We start from the raw sequence: 14660 nt of genomic DNA on the forward strand, positions 1-14660 counted from the left end.
CGCCGTCGCTCATACCCACGCGAGGTGCTCCCGATTGTGGGCGAGGAGCCGGTCGGTCAGGGCCTCGGCGTACTCGTACTGGCCGATGAGGGGATGGGCGAGCAGGGCCCGGAACACCCGGTCCCGGCCGCCGCGCAGGGCCGCGTCGAGGGCCAGGTCCTCGTACGCGGTCACGTTCGCCATCAGGCCCGCGTACAGCGGGTCCACGGTCGGTACCGGCAGGGGGGCCGCGCCGTCCGGGCCCACGGCCGCCGGCACCTCGATCACGGCGTCGGAGGGCAGGAACGGCAGCGTGCCGCCGTTGAGGGTGTTCACCACCTGGTACGGGCTGCCCCCGTCGCCCAGCAGCGACGCGGCGAGGTCGACGGCCGCCTCCGAGTAGAAGGCCCCGCCCCGCCTGGCGAGCAGCGCGGGCTTCTCGTCGAGCGCCGGGTCGGCGTACATCTCCAGCAACTCCCGCTCCATCGCGGCCACTTCGGCGGCCCGGGAGGGCTTGGCGCCCAGCTCGCGTACGACCTCGTCGTGGGCGTAGTAGTAGCGCAGATAGTAGGACGGGACCACGCCGAGCCGGTCCAGGACCGGGCGGGGCAGCCGCAGGTCGGCGGCGATGGTGTCGCCGTGGTCGGCCAGCAGCTTCGACAGGACGTCCTCGCCGGAGGGGCCGCCGAGGCGGACCCCGGTCTCCCAGGTGAGGTGGTTGAGGCCCACGTGGTCCAGGTGGACCTCGGCCGGGGCCACGCCGAGATGCGCGGCGAACCTCCGCTGGAGGCCGATCGCCACGTTGCACAGACCGACCGCCCTGTGACCGGCCCGGAGCAGGGCACGGGTCACGATCCCCACCGGGTTGGTGAAGTCGATGATCCAGGCGTCCGGGTTGGTCCGGCGCACCCGCTCGGCGATGTCCAGGACGACCGGGACCGTGCGCAGCGCCTTGGCCAGGCCGCCCGCGCCGGTGGTCTCCTGTCCGACGCAGCCGCACTCCAGCGGCCAGGTCTCGTCCCGCTCACGGGCGGCCTGGCCGCCGACGCGGAGCTGGAGGAGCACGGCGTCCGCGCCCTCGACACCCCGGTCCAGGTCACCGGTGGTGACGATCCGTCCGGGGTGCCCCTGGCGGGCGAAGATCCGCCGGGACAGCCCGCCGACCAGCTCCAGCCGGTCGGCGGCCGGGTCGACGAGCACCAGCTCCTCGATCGGCAGCGTGTCCCTGAGACGGGCGAACCCGTCGACGAGTTCGGGTGTGTAGGTCGAGCCTCCGCCGACCACGGTGAGCTTCATAGCCGTATCAACCCTTTACTCCGGTCAGGGTGACGCCTTCGACGAACGCCTTCTGGGCGAAGAAGAACACGAGGATCACCGGGGCCATGACCAGCACGGTCGCGGCCATGGTCAGGTTCCAGTCGGTGTGGTGCGCGCCCTTGAAGGACTCCAGGCCGTAACTGAGCGTCCAGGCGGCCGGGTTCTCGGAGGCGTAGATCTGCGGTCCGAAGTAGTCGTTCCAGGCGTAGAAGAACTGGAAGAGCGCGACGGCCGCGATGCCGGGCTTCGCCATCGGCAGGACGACCCGCAGCAGGGTGCGCAGTTCGCCGCAGCCGTCGACCCGGGCCGCGTCCAGGTACTCGTTGGGGATGGTCATCAGGAACTGCCGCAGCAGGAAGACGGAGAACGCGTCCCCGAACGCCATCGGGATGATCAGCGGCCACAGCGAACCGGACAGGTCCATCTGCTTGGCCCAGAACAGGTACATCGGGATCACCACGACCTGCGGCGGCAGCATCATCATCGAGATGACCAGCATCAGCGCCAGATTGCGGCCGCGGAAGCGGAACTTGGCGAGCGCGTACGCCACGGGGACGGACGAGACGACGGTGAGGACCGTGCCGAGCCCCGCGTAGACCAGGGTGTTGCGCCACCAGGTCAGAAAGCCGGGGGTGTCGAGGACCTGGCGGTAGTTGCCCCACTCCCAGGTGTCCGGGAGCAGATCGCGGGTGAGCGCCTGCTGATCGCTCATCAGCGAGGTCAGCACGACGAAGACGAACGGCAGCGTGAAGAACAGCGCGGCGGCGACCCCGAGCGAGTGGACGGCGATCCACTCCAGCAGGGCCCGGCGGCGGGCGGTCCGCTCACTGTCCGGTGCGGCCACCGTCGCGAGGGGTTCCTCGCGCACGTCCAGTACCTGGGTCATCACTCACCCGCTCCGATCAGTCCGCCCCGGCGCCGCATCAGCAGCGCCGTGAACAGCATCGACAGGGCGAACAGCACGAGGGCGACCACACAGGCGGAGCCGTAGTCGAAGCGCTGGAAGCCCAGGTTGTAGACGAGCTGGGGCAGCGTCAGGGTCGACTTGTCCGGGTAGCCCGGCTCGAACTGCTGCCCGGAGCCGCCGATGATGCCGGAGGCGACCTTCCCGGCCACCAGGGGCTGCGTGTAGTACTGCATGGTCTGGATCACGCCCGTGACCACGGCGAACATCACGATCGGCGAGATGCTCGGCAGGGTCACGTACCGGAACCGCTGCCAGGCCGACGCCCCGTCCAGCTCGGCGGCCTCGTACTGCTCCTTCGGGACGTCGAGCAGGGCGGCCATGAAGATCACCATCAGGTCGCCCACGCCCCACAGCGCCAGCGCGGTGAGCGCCGGCTTGGACCACGTGGGGTCGGTGAACCAGCCGGGCGTCGGCAGACCCAGGTCGCCCAGGATCGCGTTGACCGGGCCTGTGCCGGGGTTGAGGAGAAAGACGAAGGCCAGGGTCGCGGCGACCGGCGGGGCGAGGTACGGCAGATAGAAGAGGGTGCGGAAGACCCCCGCCCCGGTCTTGATCCTGGTGATCAGCAGACCGACGCCGAGCCCGAAGAGCACCCGGCAGGTGACCATGACCAGCACCAGCCAGAGGGTGTTGCGCAGCGCCGGCCAGAACATCGGGTAGTCGTCGAAGACATAGGACCAGTTGCCCAGGCCGCGGAAGACCGGGGTGCCGAATCCGTCGTACTTCATCAGCGAGAAGTACACGGTGGACACCAGCGGATAGGCGAAGAAGACGCCGAACCCGATCAGCCAGGGGGACAGGAAGGCCACCGTCCGAAGCGCCGACCGGCGGCGCTTCGAACGGAGCGTGTGCGAGGACACGCGCAGCGAATGCGTGGACATCCGACGGATACCGCTGCCGCTACTTCGCCTGCGCGATGTCGGTGTCGATCTGCTGGGCGGTCTTCTCCAGCCCCTTCCGCAGGTCCGTCACCTTGCCGGACTCGTACTGGTAGCCGAAGTCCTGCAGCGTCGTCTGGTACGTGGAGCCGTTGACCGAGGCCGGCGGGGTGTTCGAGTGCTCGTTCTGCGCGATGTCCAGGAAGGTCTGGAAGCCCTCGTCCACCTTCAGGTCGGGCGACTTCAGGGCCGCGAACGTGGACGGCACGTTGTGGATGGCGTTGGCGAAGGACACGACGGCCTCGGTGTCGGTCGTCAGGTACTTCACCAGCTCCCAGGCCGCGTTCTGCTTCTTGCTCTGCGGGGCGATGCCGATGATCGTGCCGGAGAGGAAGCCCTTGCCGTACTCGTCCACCTCGTCGTCGGCCACGGGCATCGGCGCGGTGCCGATCTCGAAGTCGGTGCCGGCGGCCTTCGCCATCCCGAGCCGCCACTCGCCGTCCAGCTGCATGGCCACCTGACCCGTCTGGAACGGGTGCTCGGCCCCCCACTCGTCGCCGAAGGTGTTGCGGTACTTCTCCAGCTTCGCGAAGCCGCCGAGGGAGTCCACCAGCTTCTTCTGGTACGTGAACATCTCCGCGAACGCCGGGTCCTTGGCGATGTTCGACTTGCCGTTCGCGTCGAAGTAGGCGTGGTCCCACTGCGACATGTAGTGGTCCACGACCGTCTCGTAGCCGTGGTAGTTCGGCATGAAGCCCAGCTGGGAGTAGCTGTCGCCCTTCGACTTGGTCAGCTTCTCCGCGACCTCGGCGAACTGGGACCACGTCTTCGGCGGCGCCTCGATGCCGGCCTTCCGATACGCGTCCTTGTTGTAGTACAGCCCGTACGCGTCCCCCAGCAGCGGCAGCGCGCACCGGGTGCCCTCGAACTGCGTGTAGTCGAGCATCGGCTTCGGGATGATCTTGTCGAGGTCGAGCTTCGACTTCTCGACGAAGGGCTTCAGATCGGCGAAGGCCCCGGAGGAACAGAACTTGCCGATGTTGGACGTGGTGAACGAGGACACCACGTCCGGCCCCTTCGAACCGCCAGCCCGCAGCGCCTGGTTGAGCTTGTCGTCGTTGATGTTCCCGACGACCTTCACCGTGATGTTCGGGTGCTCCTTCTCGAACTGGTCCACATTCGCCTGGATCGCCTTCACCTCGCCGGGGGCGCTCCACCCGTGCCAGAAGGTGATCGTCGTCTTGGCGTTGGGGTCGTCGGAGGCGGTGGCCCCGGACTGCCCCGTACAGGCGGTGGCGAACAGGGCGAGGGAGGCGGTGGCGGCGAGAGCGACCGCCGCGTTCTTGGATATTCCGGACATGGCGGAGTCTCCTGAGGAAGGAAGGGGGATCTGTGAGGAATGGGGCGCGCCCGGGAAACCCCAGGGGCGCGGGGAACTGCGCGACCAGCCACGACAGGCCGGCAGTGTTCAAACGACCTGAAAGACGGCCGAACTCAGCGGAGCGTCAACGTGTTGAAGACTTCGTCACGCGTCGCCGCGAGCGCACTCTCCAACGCGCCCCGCAGCACGGGGTGTTCACGCACGTCACCGAGCACGAGCCGCGGCCGGGAAGCCGCCAGCTCGGCCAACTCGGCCTCGACGAGCGCCCGCAGCGGCTCATCGCCGGCGGTCAGTGCCGTACCGCTGAGGACGACGAGTTCGGGATCGAGCACGGCCACGAGTGACGCGATACCTGTCGCGAGCCCCGTGGCGTACGTGGCCAGAAGTTGCCGGTGGGCCCCGGAGTCGACCTCGGCCGCCCGGGCCACGAGCGCCGCCGCGACCTCGGCGTACGGCCCCTCCGGCACCGGAGAGATCCCCAGCTCGCGGGCGAGCCGGGGAATGATCTGCGAGCCGGCGAGCTCCTGGAAGCCGCCGCTGTTCGCCTTGGTGACATGGCGGACCAGGGGCACGCCCGGGACCGGCAGGAAGCCGACCTCGCCGGCGCCCCCGGTGAACCCCCGGTGCAGCCGTCCGCCGAGGACGACCGCGGCGCCGAGACCGCCCTCGTTCCACAGCAGCACGAAGTCGTCGTGGCCCTTGGCCGCGCCCAGCCGCTGTTCGGCCAGCGCGGCGAGGTTCACGTCGTTCTCGTACTCCACCGGCATCGGCAGCGCGGCGGCGAGTTCGTCGAGGAGGGCGGGGGAGTGCCAGCCGGGCAGGTGCGAGGCGTACCGCAGCCGTCCGGTGGTGGGGTCGAAGGCGCCCGGTGTGCCGATGACCAGCCGGTGCACGTCGGACCGGGTGAGTCCGGCGGCCTTGACCGCCCCGTCGAGGGCGGCGGTGACCTGCCGTACGACCGGCTGGGCGGCACGGCGTCCGGGGGTGGGGACGGCGTGCTCGCCGATCGTGCGGCCGGTGATGTCGGCGACGGCGGCCAGGACGCGTTCGGGGGTGACGTCGAGGCCGGCGGCGTACGCGGCGGTCGGGTCGACCGCGTAGAGCTGGGCGTTGGGGCCGGGTCGGCCCGTACCGGACCCGCCGGCGCCGGACCCGCCGGCGCCGGACCCGCCGGTGTCGGGGCCGCCGTCGCGGGGTCCGTCCGCGCCGGTGCCGGTGGCGACCACGAGGCCGGCGGCTTCGAGGCGCGCCAGGAGCTGGGAGGCGGTCGGCTTGGACAGCCCCGTCAGCCTGCCGAGCCGGGTCCGGGAGAGCGGGCCGTGCTCCAGCAGCAGATCGAGTGCGGCGCGGTCGTTCATGGCGCGCAGTACGCGAGGGGTTCCTGCCATGGGTCCGCCACCTGCCCAACTGTTAGGAAAGTTTCCTATCGGATGCCAGGACGATAGGACTAGACCAGGCGAGCGTCAATGACCGGCCATGAAAAAAGCCCCCGGGCGGCGGAATCGCCGTCCGGGGGCCGGGGTGCGGTGCCGTTACCTCACGTCGACGAAGTCCGCCGCGGACGTCTTCGCTGCAGTGGTGGACGTACCGGCGAACTTGTAGCGGTACGAGCCGTCCTTCGACGCCTTCACGGTGGTGGCGAGAGCCCCGCCCGTGCCAGAGGTCACCGTCTTCACGTCGGTGTAGGCGGCGGCGCCCTTCGCCTTGAACTGGAGGGTTACCTTCTGGCCCTTGTACCCGGCGTACCTGCCGGTGTTCCAGTCGGCGCGGGTGAGCGCGCCCTTGACGGTCAGGGTCTTGCCCTTGACGACCGGCTCGGGGGTGGCGTTCACGGTGACCTTGGAGACCCGCTGGAGCTTGGCGGTGCCGAGGTTGCCCCAGATGTCGAGGCCGGTGTGCGCGCTGATGTGGTCGTCGGATTCGTCGAGGTCGATCGCCGTTTCGCTGTAGAGGGCGGCGGCCTTCCAGGTGGTGGCGTCCGCGGCGGTGTAGAGGTTGTCCCGCGGGTCGATGGTGAGCTTCGCCGCGCAGGACTCGGTCACCGTGGTGTCGGTCGTCGCGGTCGTGGTGCAGACGGGCATCGAGTTCGCTTCGACGGCGTTGTCGGTCTCCGCCAGCGAACCCCGGTAGAGGGCGGCGATCAGGAAGTTGTTCTGGTAGTCGATGACCAGATCGGCCGGCCGGGTGAAGCTGTACGTCACCGGCACGGTCACCGCGGCCTTGGTGCCGACCGCGATCGGCTTGCCGTTGTTGACCGTGATGGTGCCGAAGGTCAGAGCCGGCGAGTCGGCCAGCGCGGCGGGCGCGGCGAGGCCGGTGAGAGCCAGGGTGCCGGACATGGCGGCGCCTATGGCGAGCTTGCGCATGAGTCCCCACATTCGTGGCGGGCCCCTGGGCGTTGCGCTCCAGAACAAGGGCCCGCTGTGGGACTGACACTAGGCGATCATGTGTGCGAAGGGAATGCGGGGTACCTGTGAAGACGGTCCCGAAGGCGCAGGTCAAGAGGATGCGCGCGTTCCAGGCGCCCCGGAGGTGCGGATCAGGTGCCCTGCGACGCGTACCGGGTGCCCCTGCGGCGAGGGCACCCGGCCATGCAAAAACCCGGACCGTCAGGCGGAGATGCCGTCGATCCGGGCCAACGCGTCGTCCGCGCCGAACGGCTGCAGGTAGGGCAGCCAGCGCGGGTCCCTGTGCCCCGTGCCGATGATGCGCCAGGCCAGCCCGGTGGGCGGTGCGGGTTTGTGGCGGAGCCGCCAGCCGATCTCGACGAGATGGCGGTCGGCCTTGACGTGGTTGCAGCGGCGGCACGACGCGACGACGTTGTCCCAGACGTGCTTGCCCCCGCGACTGCGCGGGATGACGTGGTCGACGCTGGTTGCGACGCCACCGCAGTACATGCACCGGCCCCCGTCGCGGGCGAACAGCGCCCGACGGGTCAGAGGAACGGGCCCCCGATAGGGAACCCGGACGAATCGCTTGAGCCGGACCACGCTGGGTGCGGGGACTGTGACGGTCGCGCTGTGCAGATAGGCGCCGGATTCTTCCAGGGAGACGGCCTTGTTCTCCAGGACGAGGACGAGCGCGCGGCGGAGCGGTACGACGCCGAGCGGCTCGTACGACGCGTTGAGGACCAGGACGTGCGGCACGGATGCCTCCTTGTACGCCGGCGGCGCGTGGCTCGCGCCGTGGACGATCCGTAGTCAGTCTCCCCTCAGGCCTGGTGGAAGCGCCACCATGTCCCGGTAACGGGCTGGGAGTGTTTTCGACCACACCTCATTCATCCCCCGTCGTGTGCGCCCTTCACTCCCTGGTGAGCGCCCTGTCTCCCTCGAACAAGGCGGCGTCCTCCACACAATGCCCCGATAGTGTGGTGGGCCTGCCCGTCCGGTGACCTTTCCGTGACCCGATGGATCTTGACCGCCGTGCCGGAGGGCAGATATCGCACCTTGGAGGTTCCCGCCGTGCCGTCCGTTTCTTCCCTGTCCCTCCTCCTGGCCGCCGCCGCGCCGTCGCCGTCGCCCTCGGAGACGGCGACGACACCGGCCGTGCCGTCGCTGGAGGACGCACAGGAGAGCGCGACCAACGCCGCCAGCTGGGTGGAGGAGAACTGGTCCACATGGCTGGCCATCGGTCTCCGCGTCCTGCTGATCGTGGCGATAGCGGTGGTGCTGAGAGTGGTGGTCCGGCGGGCCATCACCAAGCTCATCGACCGGATGAACCGCTCCGTGCCGGGCGTCGAGGGGGGCACCCTCGGCGGTCTGCTGGTCAACGTCGAGCGCCGCCGCCAGCGCTCCCAGGCCATCGGCTCGGTGCTGCGCTCGGTCGCGTCGTTCCTGATCCTGGGCACGGCCGCCCTGATGGTCCTCGCCACCTTCGAGATCAATCTGGCACCACTGCTGGCCTCCGCCGGTGTCGCGGGCGTCGCCATCGGTTTCGGCGCCCGGAACCTGGTCACGGACTTCCTCTCCGGTGTCTTCATGATCCTGGAGGACCAGTACGGCGTCGGCGACACCGTCGACGCGGGCGTCGCGTCCGGCGAGGTCATCGAGGTCGGCCTGCGCGTCACCAAGCTGCGCGGCGACAACGGCGAGATCTGGTACGTCCGCAACGGCGAGGTCAAGCGCATCGGCAACCTGTCGCAGGGCTGGGCCACGGCCGGCGTCGACGTCACCGTGCGCTACGACGAGGACCTCGACAAGGTCCGCCGCACCCTCGCCGAGGTCGGCGAGGCGATGAGCAAGGAGGAGCCCTGGAACGAGCTCCTGTGGGGCCCCATCGAGGTCCTCGGCCTCGACGACGTGCTCCTGGACTCGATGGTCGTCCGCGTCTCCGCCAAGACCATGCCGGGCAAGGCCCTCACGGTCGAGCGGGAGCTGCGCTGGCGCATCAAGAAGGCCTTCGACGCCGCCGACATCCGCATCGTGGGCGGCGGCCCGGCCCCCGCGGCCGACGAGGACGCCGACCCGACGGCCGGTGTGTCGGCCCCGTCCGTGTACGCCAACTCGACCTCGCCCCAGTCGGAACGGGCGACACCGATCGCGCCCTCGGCCGTGCCCAAGTAGAGCGAGGGCGCGCAGGGGGGCGTGCGTGACTGTGGGGGCGCCCGGATCTCTCCGGACGCCCCCATGTTCTTCCCGCCTCCTCCGGCTGCCCAGGAGCACCCCCGTGTCTCCTGGGACGCCGTCCCTTCGGCCTTAGACGTACCGCAGTTCCGTCGGCCGGATCGTGCGGTGGAGCAGAGGCAGGGTGGTGGCCGCGGCGAGCAGACAGGCGCCGTACACCGCGAGAGGGACCAGGGGTGCGCCGTAGGGGAGGGACAGGGCACCGCCCACGTAGCTGGCGTACGTGACGGCGATCGCCGTGCCGCCCAGGCCGGCGACCAGTATCGACGGCGCCAGGGGCAGGGCCGTCTCCAGCAGCAGGGCCCGGCGCAGCACCTCGTACGGCACCCCGGCGGCGACCTGCGCGGCCAGGCCCCGGCGGCGGGTGGCGAGGGACTCGGCGGTGCCGACGGCCAGACCGAAGAGGGTGATGGCGAAGCCGACGACGATGGCCGCGGCGGTGAAGTTCAGACCGGCGAGGTAGAAGTCGTCTCTCCCGGCCAGCCGGGTCGGTCCCTCGATGTGCGCGAGCAGCGCCTGCCGTACGCCGAGGTACCCGCTGCCGACCACGACCCCCATGAGGACGGCCGCATGGGTGCGGGCCGCCGCCCAGGGGTCGTCGCGCAGCCGCTCGGCGGCGATCAGTACCGCCGGGTTCCCGGTGCGCGAGGCGAGCAGCCGGCCGGTGACCCTGGAGACGGCGCCGGACAGCAGTACCGCGCCCGCGCCCACCGCGAGCAGCGCGCCGCACAGGGTCAGCGGGGCCTGCCCGGCCTTCTGGTCGGGCATGTTCCGGGTGGTGCCGGCGACGGCGAGGAGGGCCGCGAGCACCAGCACTCCGATCGCACCCAGGAACACCCACATCGGCCCCCGGCCGGAGCCCGGCCGCACCCGTCGTACCCAGCCCAGCGGCGAGGCCACGACCCGGCGCGGCGCCAGCACGCTCACGAGAGCGCCGGACGCGGGCACGCCGAGCGCCACCAGCACGATCACGAGCCACGTCACCGGGCCGGGGCTGTGCCACCGGCTCACCAGGAACACCACGAAGGCGAGGGTCGCGGCCAGCGAACCCGCCAGACAGGCCACCCCCGTCTCCAGCGCCGCGATCCGCCGCACCTGGCCCCCCGAGGCGCCGGCCAGCCGCAGCCCGGCGAGCCGCCGGTCCCGGTGGACGGCCCCCACGCGGGCGCACTGACCGAGGAACCCGAGGACCGGCACCAGCAGGAGCAGCAGGGTGGTGATCACCCCGGCGCGTTCACCGGGGTTGTCCATCAGCCCGGCGGCCAGGCCCAACCGATGGTGACCGGCCAAGGAGGCGAGCGCTCCCGCCGCCAGACCGAAGGCCGTCGCGAGCGCCGCCCCGGCCGCCGTGAGCGCCATCCGCCACCACTCCCTCCGGTCCGAACCCCGCGTCAGCAGCAGGGCCAGCCGCAGATCGTTCACCAGCCCCTTCACGGGGACACCTCCAGCTCCGTGTCCGTGCCCGCGCTCGTGCCCGCGTCCGCCTCCGACACCACGACCCCGTCCCGCAGCGTGACCTCGCGGTCCGCGTACGCCGCGGTCTGCGCGTCGTGCGTGATCAGCAGCACCGCCGTGCGGGACTCCCGGGCCGCGTGTGTCAGCGCCGCCATCACCTGCTCGCTCGCCAGCGAGTCCAACGCCCCGGTCGGCTCGTCCGCGAACACCACCCTCGGCCCGGTCACCAGCGCCCGCGCCAGCGACACCCGCTGCGCCTGGCCGCCACTCATCTCTCCGGGCCGCTGGTCCTCCTGCCCCCGCACCCCGAACCGCTCCAGCCACTCGCCGGCCCGCTCCCGCGCGGCCCGGCGATCCGTGCCGGCCAGCAGCAGCGGCAGTGCGACGTTGTCGACGGCCGTCAGCTCGGGTATCAGCTGGCCGAACTGGAAGACGACCCCGAAGTCCGTCCGGCGCAGCTCGCTCAGGTCCTTCTCGGGGAGCTGGTCGAGCCGCTTCCCGGCGTATGCCACCGAGCCCTCGTCCGGCCGGACGATCCCCGCCAGACAGTGCAGCAGAGTGGACTTCCCGCTGCCGCTGGCCCCCGTGACGGCGAGGATCTCGGCCTCCCGGAGCTCCAGCGAGGCACCCCGCAGCGCCCGTGTCCTGCCGTGCTCCTTGACCAGTCCGCGGGCCGTGAGCACCGGCGAGGGACGGGTGTTCTTCTCGGTCATGCTGCGTCGACCTCCGCGGTCAGGGTGGTCAGCCGGGCCGCCGTGGTGCTCATCCAGCGGAGGTCGGCGTCAAGGTGGTTGAGGGCGTAGTCCGCCGCGAGCACGGTCGAGAGGTCGGCGCCCGGCGCGGTCTTCACGGCGGTCAGCTCCCGCATGCGCGCCATGTGCGCGGTGCGCTGCCCCCGTAGGTAGGCGGCCGGGTCGCCGTCGGTGAGGATCGAGACGACGAGCTTGGCGAAGATCTCGTTCGTCACGAACGGCGCCGGCGCGGTGATCTCCCCGGCCCACCTGGCCAGCTCGCGCGCCCCCTCGTCCGTCGAGCGGTACATCGTCCGTTCCGGGCCGCTGTCCGCCTCGGTGCCGTCGACCTCGGCGAGCCCGTCGCGGACCAGCCGCTGCAGGGTCGTGTAGACCTGCCCGTACGCCAGCGGACGGGCCTGCGGGAAGCGTTCGTCGTGCCGTCGCTTGAGGTCGTAGCCATGGCTCGGCCCACCGGCGAGCAGCCCCAACAGGATGTGACGGGTGCTCATGCCCCCAGTATGCACTGAGTATATGTACTGAGTGAATAGCCGGCTTCGGAGCGGCCCCGGAGTATGTTCCGGATCCTGCGAGGAAGTGAACAACCCCACGATGTCCGCCCGCCCACGTCTGCGGCGGCGCGCGCTGGGTAGGGCTGGAGTACCCCGGACCCGCACCCCATCGCCGTACGACGACTAGGAGGCCCCCGTGGCCACGACCACCCCCCTGCCGACCCAGGCCCGCTCCAAACGCGAGGCGGAGCCCTACGAGCTCCACGAGCCGCACGTCTGTGTGTTCAGCGCCGAGGGGCCCTGCGCCGACGTCCCGCTCACCAGTGAACCGCCGCTCCCGGACGCGGCCCCCCTCACCAGCGAGCCGCCCCTCGCCGACGCGGCTCCCCTCACCAGTGAACCCACGTCCCACGGCGCCGCATCGGGGGTCTAGATGACAGAAGACCCAGGGGGTTCGGGCCTGGCGCCCGAGACCCCGCTGGCCCGGCTCGCCGCCCTGCACGGCGTGGCCACCTCCTACAGCTCCTCACCGGACCGTACGGTCGCGGCCTCGGACGGCGCGGTCGTGGCCGTCCTCGCCGCGCTCGACGTCGACGCGAGCACCCCCGAGGCCGTGCGCACCGCCCTCGCCGCCCGCGAACGGCAGCTGTCCGCACGGCTGTTGCCGCCGACCCTGGTCCAGTGGGCCGACGGCGGACCCCCGGCCGCGCTGACCGCCCTCCCCGAGGGCACCCGGCTGCGCGTCGAGACCGAACAAGGTGAACTCCACTCGACGACGGAGCAGCTGCCCCCGGGCGTGCACGCCCTGCGCGCCACCGCCCCGACGGCCGCACCGCCGAGGCCCACCTGGTCGTGGCCCCGGCCCGGCTGCCCGCCCGCCCGACCGCACCTACGGCCTCCTCGTCCAGCTCTACTCCCTGCTCTCGCGGCGCAGCTGGGGCATGGGCGACCTCGGTGACCTCGCCGAGCTGTCCGCCTGGGTAGGCCGCGCCCTCGGCGCCGGATTCGTCCAGGTCAACCCGCTGCACGCGGCCGTACCCGGCGCCCCCACCGACCCTCCCCGTACCGCCCCTCCTCCCGCCGCTACCCGGACCCCGTCCACCTGCGCGTCGAGGACGTCCCCGAGTACCCCTACGCCCTCGCGGAGGCCGCCGCCCCGTCCCCCGACGGCCACGACTGCCTCGGCGCGCTGTCGGAGCGGGCCGCGCGCCTGCGGGACTCCGTGCTCGCCAAGGGTGAGCTGATCGACCGGGACGCGGTGTGGGACCTCAAACGGGAGGCCCTGGAGCTGGTGCGGGCCGTCCCGCTCGGCCCCGGGCGCAGAGCCGCGTACTGGGACTTCCTCGCCGAGGAGGGCCAGGCGCTGGAGGACCACGCCACCTGGTGCGCGCTCGCCGAGGTCCACGGCTCCGACTGGTCGCGCTGGCCCGATGCCCTGCGCGACCCGCGCTCCGCCGAAACCGCCCGCGCGCGCGGCGAGTTGATGGACCGCGTCGACTTCCACACCCGCCTCGCCTGGCTCACCGACGCGCAGCTCGGCTCCGCGCAGCGCTCCGCGCGCGACGCCGGCATGCCCATCGGCCTGGTGCACGACCTGGCGGTCGGGGTCCACCCCGGCGGCGCCGACGCCTGGGCCCAGCAGGAGTACTTCGCGGCCGGCATGTCCGTCGGCGCGCCCCCCGACGCCTTCAACTCGCGGGGCCAGGACTGGGGCCTGCCGCCCTGGCGCCCCGACCGCCTCGCCGAGTCCGGGTACGCCCCCTACCGGCGCCTCCTGCGCGCCCTGCTGCGCCATGCGGGCGCCCTCCGCATCGACCACGTCATGGGCCTGTTCCGGCTCTGGTGGGTCCCGCAGGGCGAGGCCCCGACCGAGGGCACGTACGTCCGCTACGACGCCGACGCCATGCTCGCGATCCTGGTCCTGGAGGCGGAGCGGGCCGGCGCCCTGGTGATCGGCGAGGACCTGGGCACGGTCGAACCCGGCGTCCGCGAGGCCCTCGACGCCCGCGGGGTGCTGGGCACGTCCGTGCTCTGGTTCGAACGCGACTGGGAGGGCACGGGCCGCCCGCTCCCGCCCGAACACTGGCGCGCGAACTGTCTCGCCACCGCCACCACGCACGACCTGCCGCCGACCGCCTCCCGGCTGACCTGCGACCACGTCGACCTCCGCCACGGTCTGGGTCTGCTGACCCGCTCCCTGGACGAGGAACGGGCGGAGGCGGCCGCCGACGCGGGGGAGTGGCTGGCCCTCCTCGCCCGGCTGGGGCTGCTGGACGGGGCCGGCGGGGGTATCTCCACGACCTCCGAGGAAGCGCAGATCCAGGCCCTCCACCGCTTTCTGCTCCGGACCCCCGCGCGCATGATCGGTCTCTGGCTCCCCGACGCGCTCGGCGACCGGCGCCCGCAGAATCTGCCGGGGACGTGGGATCAGTATCCGAACTGGCGTCTGCCGATCGCTGACGCGGCGGGGCGGGCGGTGACGCTGGAGGAACTGGCGGCGTCGCCCCGGTTGCACGCGTTGGTGGATGTGCTGCGGGGGGGTGGGGGCGCCTCATAGCTCGGGGGCCGGGTTCGTCGGCGGGTGCGGCCCGGTGGGCTTCGCGCAGTTCCCCTCCTAAAGCGACCAGGCCCTGCGGGCCTGGAAGGCGACGGGGCCGTGGGAAAAGCACGGGGCGCAGCCCCTGCTTTCCAGGGGCGCGGGAACTGCGCGAGCAACCACGAGGCACCCGCACCCGCATACGAGACCGGTACCCCGAGCTACCAGGCGCCCCCTGCCCGAGCCAGAAGGCGCCCCCGCCCGCGCGCGCGCCCCACCCGC

12 protein-coding genes and 1 pseudogene are annotated in these 14660 nt (G+C 71.7%); 3 read left to right on the forward strand and 10 right to left on the reverse strand.

From position 1 onward, the window contains the following. Nucleotides 1-9: 9 nt before the first annotated feature. From E4N62_RS02160 to E4N62_RS02190, 7 genes are all read right to left on the reverse strand, one after another. Nucleotides 10-1275: a 6-phospho-beta-glucosidase gene (locus tag E4N62_RS02160; protein WP_230211678.1), complete on the reverse strand. Its 1266-nt coding sequence runs from the start codon at nt 1273-1275 to the stop codon at nt 10-12. Nucleotides 1276-1282: 7 nt separating this feature from the next. Then, the gene (locus E4N62_RS02165; protein ID WP_230211679.1) at nt 1283-2182 is read right to left on the reverse strand and encodes a carbohydrate ABC transporter permease; all 900 of its coding nucleotides are present in this window, start codon (nt 2180-2182) and stop codon (nt 1283-1285) included. Beyond that, complete coding sequence (locus E4N62_RS02170) at nt 2182-3123, reverse strand: carbohydrate ABC transporter permease (protein WP_230212394.1); 942 nt, start codon at nt 3121-3123, stop codon at nt 2182-2184. The genes E4N62_RS02165 and E4N62_RS02170 overlap by 1 nt, the downstream gene beginning before the upstream one ends. 40 nt (nt 3124-3163) lie before the next feature. Beyond that, nucleotides 3164-4501: an ABC transporter substrate-binding protein gene (locus E4N62_RS02175; RefSeq protein ID WP_230211680.1), complete on the reverse strand. Its 1338-nt coding sequence runs from the start codon at nt 4499-4501 to the stop codon at nt 3164-3166. Nucleotides 4502-4635: 134 nt separating this feature from the next. Continuing rightward, the gene (locus E4N62_RS02180; RefSeq protein ID WP_230211681.1) at nt 4636-5910 is read right to left on the reverse strand and encodes an ROK family transcriptional regulator; all 1275 of its coding nucleotides are present in this window, start codon (nt 5908-5910) and stop codon (nt 4636-4638) included. Nucleotides 5911-6054: 144 nt separating this feature from the next. After that, entirely contained in the window at nt 6055-6888 is an 834-nt protein-coding gene (locus E4N62_RS02185) for a hypothetical protein (RefSeq protein WP_230211682.1), read from the reverse strand. 243 nt (nt 6889-7131) lie between these two features. After that, the gene (locus E4N62_RS02190; RefSeq protein WP_086753161.1) at nt 7132-7668 is read right to left on the reverse strand and encodes an HNH endonuclease; all 537 of its coding nucleotides are present in this window, start codon (nt 7666-7668) and stop codon (nt 7132-7134) included. A 315-nt stretch (nt 7669-7983) separates the two neighbouring features. Here E4N62_RS02190 and E4N62_RS02195 point away from each other — a divergent pair, with 315 nt between their 5' ends. Next, complete coding sequence (locus E4N62_RS02195; protein WP_230211683.1) at nt 7984-9084, forward strand: mechanosensitive ion channel family protein; 1101 nt, start codon at nt 7984-7986, stop codon at nt 9082-9084. Between the two features lie 132 nt (nt 9085-9216). Here E4N62_RS02195 and E4N62_RS02200 read toward each other — a convergent pair whose 3' ends face one another. From E4N62_RS02200 to E4N62_RS02210, 3 genes are read right to left on the reverse strand one after another with little or no spacing between them, the layout of a single operon-like run. Then, a complete protein-coding gene (locus E4N62_RS02200; protein WP_230211684.1) occupies nt 9217-10578 on the reverse strand; it encodes an ABC transporter permease in 1362 nt (453 codons plus the stop codon). Next, complete coding sequence (locus E4N62_RS02205) at nt 10575-11312, reverse strand: ABC transporter ATP-binding protein (RefSeq protein WP_230211685.1); 738 nt, start codon at nt 11310-11312, stop codon at nt 10575-10577. The genes E4N62_RS02200 and E4N62_RS02205 overlap by 4 nt, the downstream gene beginning before the upstream one ends. Continuing rightward, nucleotides 11309-11842, reverse strand: a complete 534-nt coding sequence (locus E4N62_RS02210; protein WP_230211686.1) for a PadR family transcriptional regulator — start codon at nt 11840-11842, stop codon at nt 11309-11311. The genes E4N62_RS02205 and E4N62_RS02210 overlap by 4 nt, the downstream gene beginning before the upstream one ends. A 196-nt stretch (nt 11843-12038) precedes the next feature. Between E4N62_RS02210 and E4N62_RS02215 the strand changes: the two genes are divergently transcribed. Both E4N62_RS02215 and malQ read left to right on the forward strand, forming a co-directional pair. After that, entirely contained in the window at nt 12039-12275 is a 237-nt protein-coding gene (locus E4N62_RS02215) for a hypothetical protein (protein WP_215455510.1), read from the forward strand. Then, nucleotides 12276-14399, forward strand: a pseudogene (malQ, locus tag E4N62_RS02220) (4-alpha-glucanotransferase). The last annotated feature ends 261 nt before the right edge of the window (nt 14400-14660 follow it).

The organism is Streptomyces sp. MNU76 (genome assembly GCF_020982545.1).
In the GTDB taxonomy this organism is placed as follows: Bacteria; Actinomycetota; Actinomycetes; order Streptomycetales; family Streptomycetaceae; genus Streptomyces.